At 71.5% G+C, this 15,183-nt stretch carries 15 protein-coding genes; all 15 read right to left on the bottom strand.

Annotated elements, in window-relative coordinates:
• Positions 1-255: 255 nt before the first annotated feature.
• Complete coding sequence (locus ACYVOM_RS36675) at positions 256-2,538, bottom strand: FtsX-like permease family protein (protein WP_460308205.1); 2,283 nt, start codon at positions 2,536-2,538, stop codon at positions 256-258.
• Positions 2,535-3,221 (bottom strand): ABC transporter ATP-binding protein, encoded by a 687-nt coding sequence (locus ACYVOM_RS36680; RefSeq protein WP_460308206.1) that lies wholly within the window; start codon positions 3,219-3,221, stop codon positions 2,535-2,537. Before ACYVOM_RS36680 ends, ACYVOM_RS36675 begins: the two co-directional genes overlap by 4 nt.
• Positions 3,218-3,742 (bottom strand): PadR family transcriptional regulator, encoded by a 525-nt coding sequence (locus tag ACYVOM_RS36685; RefSeq protein ID WP_460308207.1) that lies wholly within the window; start codon positions 3,740-3,742, stop codon positions 3,218-3,220. Before ACYVOM_RS36685 ends, ACYVOM_RS36680 begins: the two co-directional genes overlap by 4 nt.
• A 110-nt stretch (positions 3,743-3,852) precedes the next feature.
• Positions 3,853-4,890 (bottom strand): hypothetical protein, encoded by a 1,038-nt coding sequence (locus ACYVOM_RS36690; protein ID WP_460308208.1) that lies wholly within the window; start codon positions 4,888-4,890, stop codon positions 3,853-3,855.
• 2 nt (positions 4,891-4,892) lie between these two features.
• Positions 4,893-5,342: a GlcG/HbpS family heme-binding protein gene (locus ACYVOM_RS36695; protein ID WP_460308209.1), complete on the bottom strand. Its 450-nt coding sequence runs from the start codon at positions 5,340-5,342 to the stop codon at positions 4,893-4,895.
• 5 nt (positions 5,343-5,347) lie between these two features.
• Positions 5,348-6,130, bottom strand: a complete 783-nt coding sequence (locus ACYVOM_RS36700; protein ID WP_460308210.1) for an alpha/beta fold hydrolase — start codon at positions 6,128-6,130, stop codon at positions 5,348-5,350.
• 32 nt (positions 6,131-6,162) lie between these two features.
• Positions 6,163-6,534, bottom strand: coding sequence for a VOC family protein (locus ACYVOM_RS36705; protein WP_460308211.1), 372 nt, complete (start codon positions 6,532-6,534; stop codon positions 6,163-6,165).
• Positions 6,531-7,352: a fumarylacetoacetate hydrolase family protein gene (locus ACYVOM_RS36710; RefSeq protein ID WP_460308212.1), complete on the bottom strand. Its 822-nt coding sequence runs from the start codon at positions 7,350-7,352 to the stop codon at positions 6,531-6,533. Before ACYVOM_RS36710 ends, ACYVOM_RS36705 begins: the two co-directional genes overlap by 4 nt.
• Positions 7,349-8,800 carry an NAD-dependent succinate-semialdehyde dehydrogenase gene (locus tag ACYVOM_RS36715; protein ID WP_460308213.1) on the bottom strand — a complete coding sequence of 484 codons (1,452 nt, stop codon included), beginning with the start codon at positions 8,798-8,800 and terminating at the stop codon, positions 7,349-7,351. The genes ACYVOM_RS36710 and ACYVOM_RS36715 overlap by 4 nt, the downstream gene beginning before the upstream one ends.
• 21 nt (positions 8,801-8,821) lie before the next feature.
• A complete protein-coding gene (locus ACYVOM_RS36720) occupies positions 8,822-9,736 on the bottom strand; it encodes a VOC family protein (protein WP_460308214.1) in 915 nt (304 codons plus the stop codon).
• A gap of 134 nt (positions 9,737-9,870) precedes the next feature.
• Positions 9,871-10,782, bottom strand: a complete 912-nt coding sequence (locus ACYVOM_RS36725) for a LysR family transcriptional regulator (RefSeq protein WP_460308215.1) — start codon at positions 10,780-10,782, stop codon at positions 9,871-9,873.
• Between the two features lie 105 nt (positions 10,783-10,887).
• Positions 10,888-11,838 carry a sugar ABC transporter substrate-binding protein gene (locus ACYVOM_RS36730; RefSeq protein WP_460308216.1) on the bottom strand — a complete coding sequence of 317 codons (951 nt, stop codon included), beginning with the start codon at positions 11,836-11,838 and terminating at the stop codon, positions 10,888-10,890.
• Positions 11,839-11,905: 67 nt separating this feature from the next.
• On the bottom strand, positions 11,906-12,910 hold the full coding sequence (locus tag ACYVOM_RS36735; protein ID WP_460308217.1) for an ABC transporter permease: 1,005 nt from the start codon (positions 12,908-12,910) through the stop codon (positions 11,906-11,908).
• Complete coding sequence (locus tag ACYVOM_RS36740) at positions 12,907-14,439, bottom strand: sugar ABC transporter ATP-binding protein (protein ID WP_460308218.1); 1,533 nt, start codon at positions 14,437-14,439, stop codon at positions 12,907-12,909. The genes ACYVOM_RS36735 and ACYVOM_RS36740 overlap by 4 nt, the downstream gene beginning before the upstream one ends.
• A complete protein-coding gene (locus tag ACYVOM_RS36745) occupies positions 14,436-14,993 on the bottom strand; it encodes a carboxymuconolactone decarboxylase family protein (protein WP_460308219.1) in 558 nt (185 codons plus the stop codon). Before ACYVOM_RS36745 ends, ACYVOM_RS36740 begins: the two co-directional genes overlap by 4 nt.
• Positions 14,994-15,183 lie beyond the last annotated feature (190 nt).

The raw sequence follows: 15,183 nt of genomic DNA on the forward strand, positions 1-15,183 counted from the left end.
CCATTCCACACTTCGGCCCATTTCCACGCACAGCAATAAGCCCGAACTTCGAAGAGTCCGCGGATTCTTGCTGGAGTGGAGTCCCACCGGGGCCGGCCGCCTTCCGGCGTCCTGCGTCCCCTCAACGGGCCGACCGATCCAGAGTAACCCCGTGGCGTTGCGCCCCGCAGTGGTTTTCGTAGATCGGCTCGTTGAGCTTACGTGGCCCCCGCCGCGGGGTCAAACCGAGCCGTCCCGCGCGCAGGGGCGCGGGGGTCAGTCGCCGCGGGCCGCCTCCGGCCCGGTGAGGCGGCCGAGGAGGGGCAGCGCAGCGCCGATCGCCGCGAGCCCGGCGGCCAGACCGCAGACGACGAGCAGCCAGTATTCGGGGCCCGGGGCGTGCAGCCCGTAGTCGAGCTGGGCGCGCAGGAACAGGTGCGCGGCGAGGAGCCCCGTCCCGATGGCGGCGGCGGCCGCGATCAGCAGCGGGACCGCGCTCTCCAGCAGGACGACCCGGCGCAGCACCGCCGTCGGCACCCCGGCGAGCCGGAGGAGGCCGAACGGTCGCTTGCGCTCGCTCAGGCCGCCCGCGACGCCCACGGCCATGCCGCAGCCCGCCACCAGGAAGCTCACCAGGACCACGGCCTGCGCGAGCCTGCGGTAGCCCGTCAGGTCCGCCTCGTTCATGGCGCGTCGTTCGGCGAGCGTCACCGGTGGCCATTCGCTGGGGTAGGCGGTCGTCAGGAGGGTGCGGGCCTGTTCGATCGCGCTCCTTGAGCCGTCGGTGGAGACGACGATCTGCTTGGCGGGCAGCGCGGCGAGGGCCGCTGCGGGAAGGTCTGCCCGCGGCCACGCGTCCGGCCAGACGACGGAGTCGAAGCCGAGGCCGTAGAGGGCGAAGTCCGGCGCGACCGACGCGGTCCGGGCCCCCGGTTCGCAGACGCTGAAGACCGGGGTGGTGGCGAGTTCCGCGCATGACGCCAGGGCCGCCGTCAAGGGGTCGCGTCCCGTCGCGGGGTTCTCGGTCGGGTCGGGGGTGCCGAGCGGGTTCTCCCGCAGCACGGTCACGCCCGCCACGCCGGGCACCGCGCGCAGCGCCGCCAGCAGCGGCTCCCGAGGGGCCGCGGCACTGTTCTCCGGGCCTTCGGGGCCGCCCGCGAAGTCGGCGATCAGTGTGTTCCCCACAGCGGCGGGCCCCTCCGGCGCACTCCGCTCGTCCACCATCGCGGTGATGACGCCGACCGCGCCCGTGCTGACGCACAGGGCCAGCACCAGGCCGCTGATCGCCCGGAAGCCGGCGCGCGGGTCGTCGGCGAGCCGACGGGCCGCGATGAGCGCCGCGGGACGCCGCGAGCGCCGCGCCAGCAGCCTGGCGCCCGCCATCGTCAGCCACGGCCCGGCGACGACGATCCCGGCCAGCACCAGGAGCGCGCCGGAGAGGAACGCGGCGATCTGGCCGTCGGTCGTCTCGGGACGCCTGCCGACGAAGTAGCCGAGTTCGGCGAGTCCGGCCACCAGCGGCACGACCCGCAGCGCGTGCGGCGGCCGCGGGGTGGCGCGCCGGGCGACGCCCAGCGGCGAGACGCGGACCCGGCGCAGTGCCGCGAGGGTGGCCGCGGCCGCGACCAGCGGGACGCCCACCGCGACCACCGCGCACTGCGCGGGCGTCAGCGTGAGGTCGGCGCCGAAGAAGTGCGTGCCGGTGAAGTCGACCTTCCCCAGGAACGGGCGGAGCGGGAGGAAGACGGCGAAGCCCAGGGCGACGCCGAGAGCGCCCGCCACCGCGGACTCCACGGCCGCGAGCAGGGAGATCTGCCGCGGGGTCGCGCCGACCAGGCGCATCGCGGCGAACCGCCGCTCCCGCCGGGCGGCCGACAGCCGGGTCGCGGTGCCGATGAGGACGACGACGGGGAACACGAGTCCGGCCGCCGCGACCGACAGGATGAGCCTGGTGCCCGCGGCGTTGATGCCGAGCCTGCAGTTGGGGCCGGCACAGGTGCCGCTCTCCGCGGACGCGATCGCCTCGACCCGCACCGCCTCGGGCATGCCGGACATCTCCTGCGGGGTGCGCCCGACCACCGCGAGGAGGGTCTCCGGACCGGCGAGCGCGGCGTCCCCGATCGTCCCCGCGAGACGGCCGGGGTAGCGCGCGGCAAGTTCGTCGGCGGGAACGGTGCGGATCAGCTCCGCCAGGGCGGGTGAGGCGTAGTACTCGCCGGGCCCCGGCAGCCGGGGCAGGCCGGGCGGGACCGGCGAGCCGGGGCCGGTCGCGGCGACGTCGAGACGTCCCACAGGCTCCCCGGCGAAGGCGTCGGCGCGCAGCAGCCACCACAGCGGGGCCGCGCCCGGCGAGACGTCTGCGGCGGCCACCCCCGTGCCGGAGCCGAGCCAGAGGTTCCGGTCGTTCTGCGTGGTCGTGGCGTTGAGCGCCGCGAGGACCCCGAGCAGCAGCCCGACTCCCAGGGACACCGCGGCGGCGATGAGGACGAGTCTTCCCAGCGCTTCCCTGCCGCCCGCGAAGGCGAGCCGGAGCCCCAGCCGGAGCCCCAGCCGGATCACGCTGCCCGCCCCGTGCTCAGGCAGGTCGCGACGCCGTCGCGCACGACCACCTCGCGGTCGGCGCAGGCGGCGACCCGTGCCTCGTGCGTGACCAGGACGACGGTCGTGCCGGCCGTGCGGGCGGAGTCCACGAGCAGGTCCATGACGTGTTCGCCGGTCAGCGAGTCCAGGGAGCCGGTCGGCTCGTCGGCGAACAGCGCGGACGGGCGGGCGACGAGCGCCCGGGCGAGGGCCACCCGCTGGGCCTGGCCGCCGGACAGCTCGCCGGAGCGGCGGCCTTCGAGCCCGTCGAGGCCCAGCGGCGGGAACCAGGCGCGGGCGTCGGCCATCGCCGAGTTCCGCCGCGTGCCGGACAGCAGCAGCGGCAGCGCGACGTTCTCCTCGGCGGTGAGTTCGGGGACGAGCTGGCCGAACTGGAAGACGAAGCCGAAGCGCTCCCGGCGCAGCGCGCTGCGCGCCGGCTCCTTCAGCGTGTCGATCCGGCGGCCGTCGAAGTGGATCTCGCCGGACTCCGGGGTGAGGATTCCGGCGAGGCAGTGCAGCAGCGTGGTCTTCCCCGAGCCGGACGGGCCGGTGACGGCGAGGATCTCGCCCGCTTCGACGGCCAGGGAGGCGCCCCGCAGTGCCGGGGTGCTGCCGAACGACAGGACCGCTTCGCGGGCCTCCAGGATGGGTGAGCTCATCGGGTCACCTCCGCGGCGAGGTCGGCCAGGCGGGCCGTGGTCAGGTCGATCCACCGCAGGTCGGCCTCCAGGTGGAAGAGGCCGTGGTCGGCCAGCAGCCGGTCGACGAGCTCACCGCCGCGCCGGATCTCGGTCAGCTCACGCATCCGCGCCATGTGCGCCGCGCGCTGCGCGTCGAGGTAGCCCCGTGCGTCCCGGCCGAGGATCAGCGCGAGGACGACCTTGGTGAACAGCACGGTCTGCAGGTGCGGCTCGGGCGCGATCGGCTCGGCCAGCCACTCCTGGACCTCCGTCGCCCCCGCCTCGGTGATCACGTAGCGCTTCCGGTCGGGTCCCGCTCCCGGCTCCGGATCCCCGACCACCACCTTCCCGTCCCGGGCCAGGCGCCCCAGGGTCGAGTACACCTGCGAGAAAGGCAGCGGCTTGGCCCGCCCGAAGAACGAGTCGTAGTCCCGCTTCAGGTCGTACCCGTGCCTGGATTCCTGCTCGAGCAGCCCCAGCAACGCCAACGAAACAGTCATACCTCCGTGTATACCCGCGTTCTATACACTGCGTCCATAGTTCTCCTCTGATTGGGCCCGAACGCGGAGAAGCCCCGCTCGGTCGGACCGGGCGGGGCTTCTCGTGGACGTCAGAGTTCGTTGCCCCAGCACATGCGGGCGATGGTCTCGACGTGGATGAGCTTGCGGCGCTGGTCGTCGGCGCCGATCTCGGGGGCGCCCGCGGTGTCGGAGAAACCGGAGGACGGGGTCACGGCGATGTCCTCGATGTCCTTCAGCTCCGCGGCCGCGTCCATGCGGTCCATGATCGTGTCGATGGCCTCCAGCTCGGCGACCCGCGGGCTGACGATGCCGAGGGCCGCGTCGCGGTCGGCGGGGACCGCCTTGAGGAGGTCGATCTCGCCCTGCGTTCCCTGGTCGTAGGGGAGGATCCAGCGGTCGACGGGGAGCTCGGCGAAGAGGCGGGCCGCGGCCTCCTTGTCGACGTCGGCGGCCTTGTGGGTGGGGCACAGGCCGATGCGGACGCCTTCGGGTCGCTCCGTGACGGCGACGGCGGCCGCGTCGATCCCGATGGCCTGCTCCAGGGTGAGGGGCTGGCCGCCGCGGCCGAACAGGTACGCCTGGTAGCGGAAGTTGTTGAGCTGGACGAGGCGGACGCCGTGCGCGATGAGGGCCTCGATCTCGGCGCGGACGATCACCGCGAGGGCCTCGCCGAGTTCGACCGGGGTCTTGTAGGGGCCTGCGGGGTCGAAGCAGGTCGCCGCGAGGTAGGCGGGCGAGGGCAGGGCGGCCTTCGGGGCCGCCGCGCCGGTGAGTTCGGCGAGCGCGGCGACGTCTTCGGCGATGAGGGGCCCGTCGGCCTTGAGCTCCTCGGACGCCAGCCAGGTCGCGCGGCCGTACTTGTCGGTGTCGTCGGTGCGGCGGAGGCCGTGGACGGCGCCGAGGATCGCGCCGCGGAAGTCGGCGCGGCGGAAGTCGCCGTCGGTGACGACGGAGAGGCGCAGCCTGCGCTGGAAGCGCACCGCCTCGGCGATGGCCGCGTCCTCGGCGGCGCGCAGGCCGTCCGCGTCCAGGGCGCCCGCCTCGAACCGGCTCCGCGCCGCCAGGACCTCGGCGGGGCGGATCAGGCTGCCGTGGTGGTCGATGCGGTACTTGAAGGTGTCGGCCATCTCTACTTCTCCCCTGCCGGCTTGCCCCAGGCGCGGAACTCCAGCTCGTAGCCGAGCGCGGCGAGCACGTCGTCGCAGGCCTGCTGGTCCTCGGCGGGGGTGCCGCCGGAGACGCCGAGGCCGCCGAGGATCGCGCCGTCGCGCTTGATGGTGACGCCGCCTTCGGTCGCGACGATCGGGTGGGTGCCCATGGAGGACAGCGAGGCGAAGAAGCCCGGGTTGCTGTTCGCCCAGTCCTTGAGCATGGTGGTCGGGCGCTCCATGACGGCGGCGCTGTAGGCCTTGGCCAGGGCGATCGACGGGGTGAGCGGCCGGGCCCCGTCGGCCCGCTTGACGGACTTCAGGAAGCCGCCTTCGTCGACGACGGCGACGCTGAACGCCTTGCCGAGGGTCCGGCCCTGCTCGAGCACGGCCTCGATGATTTGCTCGGCCTCTTCGAGAGTGAGTTTCATGGGTGTCAGGCCTTCTTAGCCGAAAGGCGCTCGCGGATGCGGACGAGCGCGGCGTTGAACAGGTCCGGGCGCTCCCAGTACATGGAGTGCGGGGCGTCCGGAATGAGCTCCAGGTGGGAGCCCTTGAGGAGCTCGTGGGCGCGGCGGACGGTCGCCGGGCTGATGACGGCGTCCTTCTCGCCGGCGAGGAAGGTCACTTCCAGGCCGGAGGCGACGACCTCGTCCAGGGAGGGTCCGCCGACGGAGAGGTTGCGCAGGTCGGCCATCTTGGCGACGTTGAACGTGCCCTGCTGCTGGAACAGGAATGTCTTGGCCGCGTCCCTCTCCTGGAACTCCTTCGACAGGAGCCGGTCGATGACGGGCAGCTTGACGGCCTCGGCCCGGTCCGCCGCGACGAGCGGGGACAGCTCCGGGTGGTCGATCCCGCCGAGTGAGTGCCCGAGCGCGACCCCGCTGACGCGGTCGGGGCGGGCGAGGCCGGCCCGCAGCGCGGCGACCGCGCCGATCGACTGGCCGAACACGAGCACGTCGGTCAGGTTCTCGGCGTCGAGGACGGCGAGGATGTCGCCGGGGAAGTCCTGCCCGTCGAACTCCGGCATGGAGGAGTCGGAGTTGCCGAAGCCGCGCAGGTCGATGGTGACGAGCGTGTACCGGTCGCGCAGTTCGGCGACCTGCTGCCACCAGGCGGCGTGGTGGCCGCCGGAGCCGTGGATGAGCGCGATGGCCGGGCCCGAGCCGTGGACCTCGTAGTAGATCTTGACGGTGCCGTCGGAAAGTGCGACGCCCATGGGGTATCTCCTTGGAACAGGGGTGCCGACGGTCAGTTCGGGCGGCGGCCGTGGAAGACCAGCTCGATCATGGTGTGGTCGGGGTCGTGGATGTAGCAGAACTTCGACTGGTTCTCCGGCCGCTCGATCGGCCGGGTGTGCCGGATGCCGAGTTCCTTGAGGTGCGCGAGGAAGCCGTCCCAGTCGTCGACCTCGATGGCGAAGTGGTAGGGGGCCATCCGGTCCATCTCCTCGACCGGGGTGAAGTGCAGGTCGAAGTTCCCGCGGGTCATCAGCAGGACCTTGGTGTTGGACTTGGGGGTGATGGCCTTCAGGCCGAACACCTTCGTGTACCACTCCTTGGTGCGCTCGACGTCGGTGGTCGGGAAGTTCACGTGGTGGATGTAGCGCGGCTGGTTGCTCATCGCCGGGGCCTTTCTGGGAGGGTCTGTTCCAGGACGACGTGGTTGGACAGCACGCCGATTCCGCTGATCTCGATGTCGACGGTGTCCCCCGGCGCCAACTGGCAGGTCGCGTCCGCGCCGAGCCACAGGACGTCGCCGGGGTGCATCGTGAGGTGCCGGGTGGTCTCGACGATGTACTCGTAGGGGTCGAAGACCATGTCCCCGGTGGCGAAGGAGGCGCGCTCCCCGCCGTTGACGCTGAGGGTGGTGATCTGGGCGAGCGGATCGACGTCGGTCTCGATCCAGGGGCCCATCGGCTTGAAGGTGTCGCTGTTCTTCGAGCGCCAGAACGACCGGTCGGCGTGCTGCCATTCGCGCGCGCTGACGTCGTTGCCGATCGTCCAGCCGAAGACCGCCTCGCGGGCCTCCTCGTAGGTCGCGTGCCGGAGCGTCCTGCCGATGACGGCGACGACCTCGGGTTCGGCCTCGAAGCGCCCCGTGACCTCGGCGGGCTTGACGATCGCCGCGCCGTGCCCGGTGAGGGCGTTGTTGGCGCGGTAGGCGACCTCCGGCCTGTCGGGCAGGACGGCGGCCTTGTTCCCGAGCGCCCGAGCGTGCGCGACGTGGCTCTTGTAGTTCATCCCGACTGCGTAGAACACGGGCGGGACGACGGGGTGGAGGAGCTTCGCGGAGTCCAGGGCGATGACGCGCCCGTCCTCCGTGCTCCGCCCTCCGGACGGGCCCCCTTCGATGGGCGACCCGGTGAGGAGGCGGACGGTCCCGCCGTCCACCCGCCCCCACACGGGCCGGCCTTCGATCTCGACGCGGCAGTACCTCACCCGAGGTCTCCGAGCAGGTGGGAGACGCGCTTGGTGAGGAAGTAGGCCTCCAGCCCCTCCGGCCCGCCCTCGCGCCCGTAGCCGCTGGCCTTGACGCCGCCGGACGGGGCCTCGGGGACGGAGCCGCCGCAGTGGTTGATGGACAGGATGCCCGCCTCGAAGCCGCGCACGAGGCGCTCGGCGGTCGCCGCGGACTCGGTGAAGCCGTAGGCGGCGAGGCCGTACTCCAGCGAGTTGGCGATCGCCAGGGCCTCGTCGAGCTCCGTGAACCGCACGATCGGCGCGATCGGCCCGAACGGCTCCTCGGCCAGGACGCGGGCGTCGGCGGGGACGTCCACGAGCACGGTCGGCGGGTAGAAGTAGCCCTGCCGGTCGAGCGGGGCGCCTCCGGTAACGGCCTTGGCGCCCTTGGCCACGGCGTCGTTCACGAGTTCCGCGACGGCCTTCAGGCGCCGCTCGTTGGCGAGCGGGCCCATCTTGACGCCGTCGTCCAGTCCGTCGCCGACCACGATCTCCTCGGCGGCCCTGACGAACTCGGCGACGAACGCGTCGTGCACGTCGGCGTGGACGAGGAAGCGGCTCGGCGAGGTGCAGACCTGGCCCGCGTTGAAGAACTTCGCCGCCGCCGCGCGCCGGGCCGCCACCACCGGGTCGGCGTCGGCGCAGACGATGACGGGCGCGTGCCCGCCCAGCTCCATCAGCGACGGCTTCATCTCCGCGCCCGCCGCGGAAGCCAGCAGCTTGCCTACGGGCACCGAGCCGGTGAACGCGACGAGCCTGATCTCCTTGGCCGGGATGAGGTGCGCCGAGACCGCGGCGGGGTCGCCGAACACGAGGTTGAGCGCGCCCGCGGGCACGCCCGCGTCGGCGAAGCAGCGCACCAGCTCGACCGCGGTGCCGGGGGTCTCCTCGGACGCCTTGATGACGATCGAGCAGCCCGCGGCCAGCGCCGCGGCGATCTTCCGGTTGGGTGAGCCGGCCGGGAAGTTCCACGGGGTGAACGCCGCGACGGGTCCGATCGGCTCCTTGCGGACCGATAGGAGCGTGTCGTCGGTCGACGGGATGATCCTGCCGTACTCGCGGCGCGCGTCCTCGGCGTCCCAGCGGATCGAGTGCGCGACGCGCGCCGCCTCGGTCCGCGCCTCGGGGAACGGCTTGCCCTGCTCCAGGGTCATGATCCGGCCGATCTCCCCCGCGCGGGCGGTGAGGAGGTCGGCGGCCTCGCGCAGGATCTCGACGCGCCGCGCGATCGGCGTGCCGCGCCAGGCCCGGAAGCCCGTGACGGACGCGGCGAGCGCGCGGTCGAGGTCGGCGGGCGTCGCCAGGGGGACGTGCCCGATGACCTCTTCGGTCGCGGGGTTGACCACCGGGGCGGTGGCGCCGTCCTCGGCGTCGCACCACCGCCCGGCGATGTACATCTGCAAAGCGGTGTAGCCGTCTGTCGTCATGATGCCTTCTTCGCGTCTTCGTCAGCGCTGTTCGGGTTCGCGCGAACTGCGCAGTGCCCAGATGTGGTGCGGGGGCGTGGTCTCGTGCACGCGGGTCTCGTAGGAGTCGTCCACGCGGTCCATGTCGGCGGCCAGCTCGACGCGGCCGCCGCAGGGGGCGTGGACGAACCTGAAGACGTTCGAGCCGATCGTGTGCCGACCGAGCTTGCGGGCCTCCTGCCAGCCCTGCTCGATCATGAAGTTGCCGCCCTCGATCACGTCGTCGAAGCCGGGGACCTCGAACGAGACGTGGTTGCAGCCCGCCTTGTCGGGGCGGTGGCAGAGGAGGAGGTTGTGCTGGTCGTCGTCGCCTTCGCACTGCATGAAGACGCCCATCGGCTTGACGATGTCGGTCGCCCGGAAACCGAGCCGGTCGAGATAGAAGGCGTTCGCCTCCTCCCATCCGGCCTTGCGGATGTTGAGCGCCACATGGCACATTCGGATAGGCCGCACCCGGCCCACCGAAGTGACCGAGGAATTCCACCGGGCGACCTTTCCCCAGCTGTTTCCGGTGCGCGGTTCGGCGAATTCCGACGGGGTCGGCCCGGCCAGTGTCAAGCCGACGCCGAATCCCGTTTCGTCGACCGTGTGGAAGACGCCGCGGGAGTCTTCGCGCACCGTCCTGTCGGCGCCGGCCCTGGCGACGAGTTCGGCCAGCGACTCGGGGGTGTCGACGCCCCAGATCACCTCGCGGATCGTCGGCGTCCTCTCCAGCGCTGGGGGCAGCAGCGGGTCCGGGTCGGTGTCCAGCACGAACGTCTGGCCGATCAGCGTGGCGAACACCGCGCGGGTCGCGGTCTCCTCCACCTTGGCCAGGCCGAAATCGGTGAAGAACCTGATGTTCTCGCCGAGATCATCGACGGTGTGGACCACCGATTCGATGCGCTGGATTCCCATTGCCGTCCCTTCATAGCGAGTGCCGTTTCGCCCTGCGGCACGCTGTCGATCCTAGGAACTCCGCCACCGGTGCGGGGCGTTGCGAGCACTACCGAATACGCAAGTGTTGGTTGCACGCGGCGGCCACGTGCCGCTCACAATTCATAGGACGGCATCGGATTGTCGGAGAACCATCCGGTGAGGAAGTCGAGGAACACCTCGACCTTCCGGGGCGCCTGCTGGGCGGGCCCGTAGATCGCGTACAGGCTGCGCGCGGGGACGGGCAGCTTCGGCAGGAGCACCTTGAGCGCCCCGCTCATGAGGTCGTCGTAGGCGGGCCGGTGCGGGATCAGGGCGATGCCCCTGCCGTGCACGGCGGCCTTCTGGAGCGCGAGGTAGGAGTTCGAGGAGAACGCCACGTTGCGGATCTTGTGCAGGGTGCTCGCGTGGCCGTGGCCGATCCGCCAGACCGGGTCGTTGACGTGCACGAGGCAGTCGTGCCGGGCCAGGTCGTTGGGATCGGTGAGCTCCCCGTGCGCCTCGATGTAGGACTCCGACGCGCACAGCACGAACGGCAGCGACGCGATCTTCTTCAACCGGACGCTGGAGTCGCGCAGGTCCCGGGTATGGAACGCGACGTCGAAGCCGTCGTCGAGGAAGTCGTAGGTGCGGTCGGACATGCCCCCCAGTTCGAACCGCACGGTGATCTTCGGGTGGGCGGTGGAGAACGCCGCGATGGCGTCGCCGAGGTCGAGGCTGCCGATCCATTTCGGACAGATGATGGACAGGGTGCCCTCGGGCCTGTCGTGGGCCTCGGCGAGGTTGTTGTCCTCGTCGTCGATCTCGTCGAGGATCCGCTGGGCGAACTGGCTGTAGCGCACACCGGGCTCGGTCAGGCTCACGGAGCGGGCGGTCCGGTTGACGAGCCGGACGCCGACCTGCTTCTCCAGGTCCGCGACGTGCCGCGAGATGAGCGACCCCGAGGTGCCCAGCATCTTGGCCGCGCCGCTGAAGCTGCCGACCTTCGCGACGGTCACGAAGCTCCGCATGACGAGAAGACGGTCCATGGTTTCTCCCTGACACGAGGCAGAGCCGGGGGGATCGGCCGCCTTCTGGGCTTTCGGTCCCCCCGGCTCGGTTAATTGTCCGTTAAGTGTGCCCTAGGTCACGTCCTACTTGAGGCAGTACTGGGGAGCCGTGTCCGCGTTGTCCTTGGTGATCAGCTCGATGGGGGTGCGGGCGAGCTTCTCCGCCGGCTGCTGGTTCAGGAGCGCGACGACGCTCTCCACCGCGGTCCGGCCGGTGGCGGTGGCGGGGTTCGACACGGTCGCGGCGAACTTGCCGTCCTTGATCGCCTGGACGCCGGCTTCGGTGCCGTTGCTGGTCACGATCTTGACGTCCTTGCCGACCGCCGAGAAGGCCTGCAGGGCGCCGAACGCCATGTCCTCGTTGGCCACGAACGCGTACTTGACGTTCGGGTGCGCCTGGATCAGGTTCTCGGCGACCTCCTGGGCCTTGGCCCGCACGAACATGCCGGGCTGGGCGGCGACCACCTTGACGTTGGCCGGCAGGTTCTTCTCGAAGCCGCCGACGAGGATGTCGGAGGCCGCGCCCGGAGCGCCCGCGATGACGACGGCCTCGGCGGCGGCGCCGTTCGCGTCCTTGGCGACCCACTCGGCGTTCAGCTTGCCGACCCCCGCGAGGTCGACCGCGGTGACGCCGAGGACGTCGTCGAGGCTCTCGGGCATGACCGCGGTCAGGTAGATCGGGATGCCCGCGGCCTTGGCCTTGGCGATGTCGTTCGCGAGGGCGTCCACGTTCACCGTCTGGACGATCACCGCGTCGACCCTGCGGGAGATCATGTCCTCGAGGTTGGCCAGCTCCGTGGCGGGGTTCTGGTTGGAGTTGGCGGTGATCACCTCGACGCCGGACGTGCCCGCCTGGGACTTGATCGCCTTCTCCAGGCAGGTGTGGTACTCGGTGTGCGAGCCGTTGATGAAGCCGATCGTCAGCTTGCCGTCGTCCTTGGCGTCCTCGGAGTCGGCGCCGCAGGCGCTCAGCAGGGCGGCGGAGCAGGCGGCGGCGAGGAGGGCCGCGGACACGCGGAAGAGACTTCTGGGCATGGGGTGCTGCCTTTCTGGGGGGTGGGGATGCGGTGGGGATGGGGATGGTGCGTCGGAGGGCCCGCGGTCAGTGCCTTCGGCCCTGGACGAGGTTCGCGACGGCCGCGATGAGCAGCACCGCGCCGACCGAGATCATCTGGTAGAACGACGAGACCTGGAGCAGGTTGAGCACGTTCGCGACGACGCCCAGCACGATCACGCCGAGGAAGGTGCCGAAGATGCTGCCGCGTCCGCCTTCCAGGGCGGTGCCGCCGATCACGACCGCGGCGACCGCCTGGAGTTGGGTCATGAGGCCGCCGGTGCCGGGGCTGGCCGCCGCGAGGCGGGACAGGAGCATGACCCCGGCGATGCCGGAGAGCAGGCCCGCGAGGCTGTAGAGCAGGAGCTTGGCGCGGTCGACGCGGATGCCGCTCAGCCGGGCGACGTCCTCGTTGCCGCCGATCGCGAACGCGTCGCGGCCGAAGACGGTGTAGCGCATGGCCAGCCCGGTGAGCACCAGGACGACGGCGGCGAGGATGGTCAGCCGGGGGACGCCGAGCGTCTTGGTCTCGCCCAGCCAGAACAGCTCGGTGCCGATGGAGACGCTCTGCCCGTCGATGACGATCAGCGCGACGCCGTCGAGCATCGTCGCGGTGGCGAGGGTGACGACGAACGGGGCGACCTTGCTGTAGGTGACGATCAGGCCGGTGAGCAGGCCGATGCCGGTGGCGACCGCGATCGAGACGAGGATCGTCACCGGTACCGAGTGGCCGTGCGCGATCAGCTGGGCCGCGACGCCGACCGTCACCGCGACGTTGCTGCCGAGGGAGAAGTCCATGCCGCCGGCCACCATGAGGAGGGTCAGGCCGCAGGCGATCACCGCGAGGACGCTCACCTGGCGCAGCACGTTGATGAGGTTGGTCGAGGTGAGGAAGGCGTCGGTCTGGAAGCCGGCGACGATGACGATCAGCACCAGCACCGCGATCAGGCCGAGGTGCGGCACCCGCTTGGCCGCGGCCGGGACGAACGCCCGCCTCGGCGCCCCTTTCCCGGCGGTGGGGCCGTCGGTTCCGGGGACTGCTTGCACGTTCACGAGAGGTCTCCTCCGAGCACCGCGGCGACGAGGTCATCGCGCGTGATCTTGCTGATGTCGTATTCGGCGACCGTCCGTCCGTCGCGGACGACGATCACGCGATCGGCCAGCCGCATGACCTCCTCCGCGCTGGAGGAGGCGAGCAGGACCGCCGTGCCCTGTTCGGCGAGGCCGTCGACGAGCGTGTGGATCTCGGCCATCGCGGCCACGTCCACCCCGTTGGTCGGGTCCTCCAGCAGGCAGGCCACGGGGTCGGTGCCGAGCCACTTGGCCAGCAGGACCTTCTGCTGGTTGCCGCCGGAAAGCCGGTCGACCGGCGGGTTGGGGGTGAGCGACCGGACATGGTAGGCGTCGCGGAGCGGCCGGGCGCGGCGCGACAGCAGGTCCCACCGGTGGAGCCTGCGGCGCGCCAGGCGGTCGGCGGCCAGCAGCACGTTCTCGTCGATGGTCAGCTCGGGGACCAGTCCGAGCGCGCGCCGGTCGCCGGTCACGCACCGCAGCCCGCTCGCCAGCGAGCGGGCGATCTGCCCGCACGGCACCGGCCGGCCGTTGACCGCGATGCCGCCCCGGTCGGCACGGCGGCGGCCCGACAGCAGGTCGAACAGGCGCGACTGGGCGTCGCCCGCCGGGCCGAGCACCGCGACGATCTCCCCGCGGCGGACGTCGACGTCGAACCCGTCGATGAAGCGGCCCTGCGACAGGTCGCGGACGCTGAGCCCGACCTCCCGCGCCGGGGCCCGGCGCGGCGGCCGGGTGGAGACGACCTCGCGGCCGACCATGTCGCGCACCAGCCCGCGTTCGTCGAAGTCCGCGGCGGGGCCGGTGCGCACGAGCCTGCCGTCGCGCAGGACGGTGACCCGGTCCGCGAGGTCGATGACCTCGTCGATGTGGTGCGAGATGTAGATGACCGCGACGCCGCCGTCGCGCAGCCGCCGGACCAGCGAGCGGATCTGCTCGGCGGCCTCGGCGCTCAGGCAGGCGGTCGGCTCGTCGAGGATGAGGACCCTGCCGCCGCGGCGCACCTCGCGCGCCACCTCGACCATGGTCTGCTCGGCGACGGTCAGCGCGCCGGCGACCTGCTCGACGTCGATGTCGATGCCCAGCTCCGACAGCGCGCGGCGGGCCGTCTCCTTGACGCCGTTCCAGCTGACGATCGACCGGCGCGCGACAAGATCGCCCAGCAGGATGTTCTCCGCGACCGTGAGGTCCATGACCAGCTCACGGCGCTGCGGCACCATGGACACGCCGAGTCGGCGGGCCTTGCGGGGGCTGAGCACGGTGTGCGGCCTGCCCGAGATCTCCAGGTGGCCGCCGTCGGGATTCTGGACCCCGGAGAGGATCTTGACGAGGGTGGACTTGCCCGCGCCGTTCATCCCCATGAGCGCGTGGATCTCACCCGCGTGGAACTCCATGCTGACCTCGCGCAGCGCGACCGCTCCGCCGAACCGCTTGGTGACGCCCTCCACCCGGATGACCGCGTCGGACCGGAGGACCGGCCCGCCCGCGCGGCCGGAGTCCACCCGGGTCACCGGATCTCCTCGCCCGACTCCACCCGCGCGTACCCGCGGATGTCGGGGAAGGGGGGCTCGCGGTCGGCCTGCAGGTCCACCTGGAAGGCGTTCAGGCACATCCCGAGCATCGTGAAGTTGCCGAGCGAGCCGATCGCATCGACCAGGCCCTGCGCGCCGAAGTGCTTCTCGGCGGCCTGGAAGGTCGCGTCGGTGACGAAGTGGTCGCGCAGGATCTCGACGCAGAACCGGTAGAACGCCTGGTCCTCTTCCAGCGCGAACTCCGGCTCGCGCTTCTCGGCGATCGCCTTGACCGCCTCGGCCGGGATGCCCGACTCGATCGCCTTGTCCACGTGGGCGTTCCAGGAGTACTGGGCGTCCATGGCGCGGGCCGCCAGCAGCAGGGTCAGCTCCCGCAGCCGGAGCGGAAGGCTCGACTCGAAACGGGCGAACGCGCCCAGCGCCTCGACCTTCTCGCACAGCTCGGGGCTGTTCAGCCAGACGCGGAACGGTCCGCGGACCGCGCCGCGGCGGCCGGCGATCCGCTCGGCTATCTCCTTCTGCCGTGCGGTCATGTCGGCCGGATCAATAACGGGGAGTCTCATGCGTACGGGAACCCTTGCCTTGTGATGCGGACCACTCGGGACCGGTTTTGCAAGACCGTACAACTCGGTACACGGTGTCCCACACCGCTGCGCGCGCAACGTAAAGCTGCACGTCTTGGCACCCCTCGGGAGCATTCGCCCGTTCTAATCTCGAACGGCA

This window comes from Actinocorallia aurea, assembly GCF_054783995.1.

Coding starts and splice junctions, on each gene's coding strand:
- ACYVOM_RS36700 (WP_460308210.1), bottom strand. CDS start 6,130: ATGGGCGTCGCACTTTCCGACGGCACCGTCAAGATCTACTACGAGGTC.
- ACYVOM_RS36690 (WP_460308208.1), bottom strand. CDS start 4,890: ATGGCCGACACCTTCAAGTACCGCATCGACCACCACGGCAGCCTGATC.
- ACYVOM_RS36695 (WP_460308209.1), bottom strand. CDS start 5,342: ATGAAACTCACTCTCGAAGAGGCCGAGCAAATCATCGAGGCCGTGCTC.
- ACYVOM_RS36745 (WP_460308219.1), bottom strand. CDS start 14,993: ATGACCGCACGGCAGAAGGAGATAGCCGAGCGGATCGCCGGCCGCCGC.
- ACYVOM_RS36685 (WP_460308207.1), bottom strand. CDS start 3,742: ATGACTGTTTCGTTGGCGTTGCTGGGGCTGCTCGAGCAGGAATCCAGG.
- ACYVOM_RS36720 (WP_460308214.1), bottom strand. CDS start 9,736: ATGGGAATCCAGCGCATCGAATCGGTGGTCCACACCGTCGATGATCTC.
- ACYVOM_RS36715 (WP_460308213.1), bottom strand. CDS start 8,800: ATGACGACAGACGGCTACACCGCTTTGCAGATGTACATCGCCGGGCGG.
- ACYVOM_RS36730 (WP_460308216.1), bottom strand. CDS start 11,838: ATGCCCAGAAGTCTCTTCCGCGTGTCCGCGGCCCTCCTCGCCGCCGCC.
- ACYVOM_RS36725 (WP_460308215.1), bottom strand. CDS start 10,782: ATGGACCGTCTTCTCGTCATGCGGAGCTTCGTGACCGTCGCGAAGGTC.
- ACYVOM_RS36705 (WP_460308211.1), bottom strand. CDS start 6,534: ATGAGCAACCAGCCGCGCTACATCCACCACGTGAACTTCCCGACCACC.
- ACYVOM_RS36680 (WP_460308206.1), bottom strand. CDS start 3,221: ATGAGCTCACCCATCCTGGAGGCCCGCGAAGCGGTCCTGTCGTTCGGC.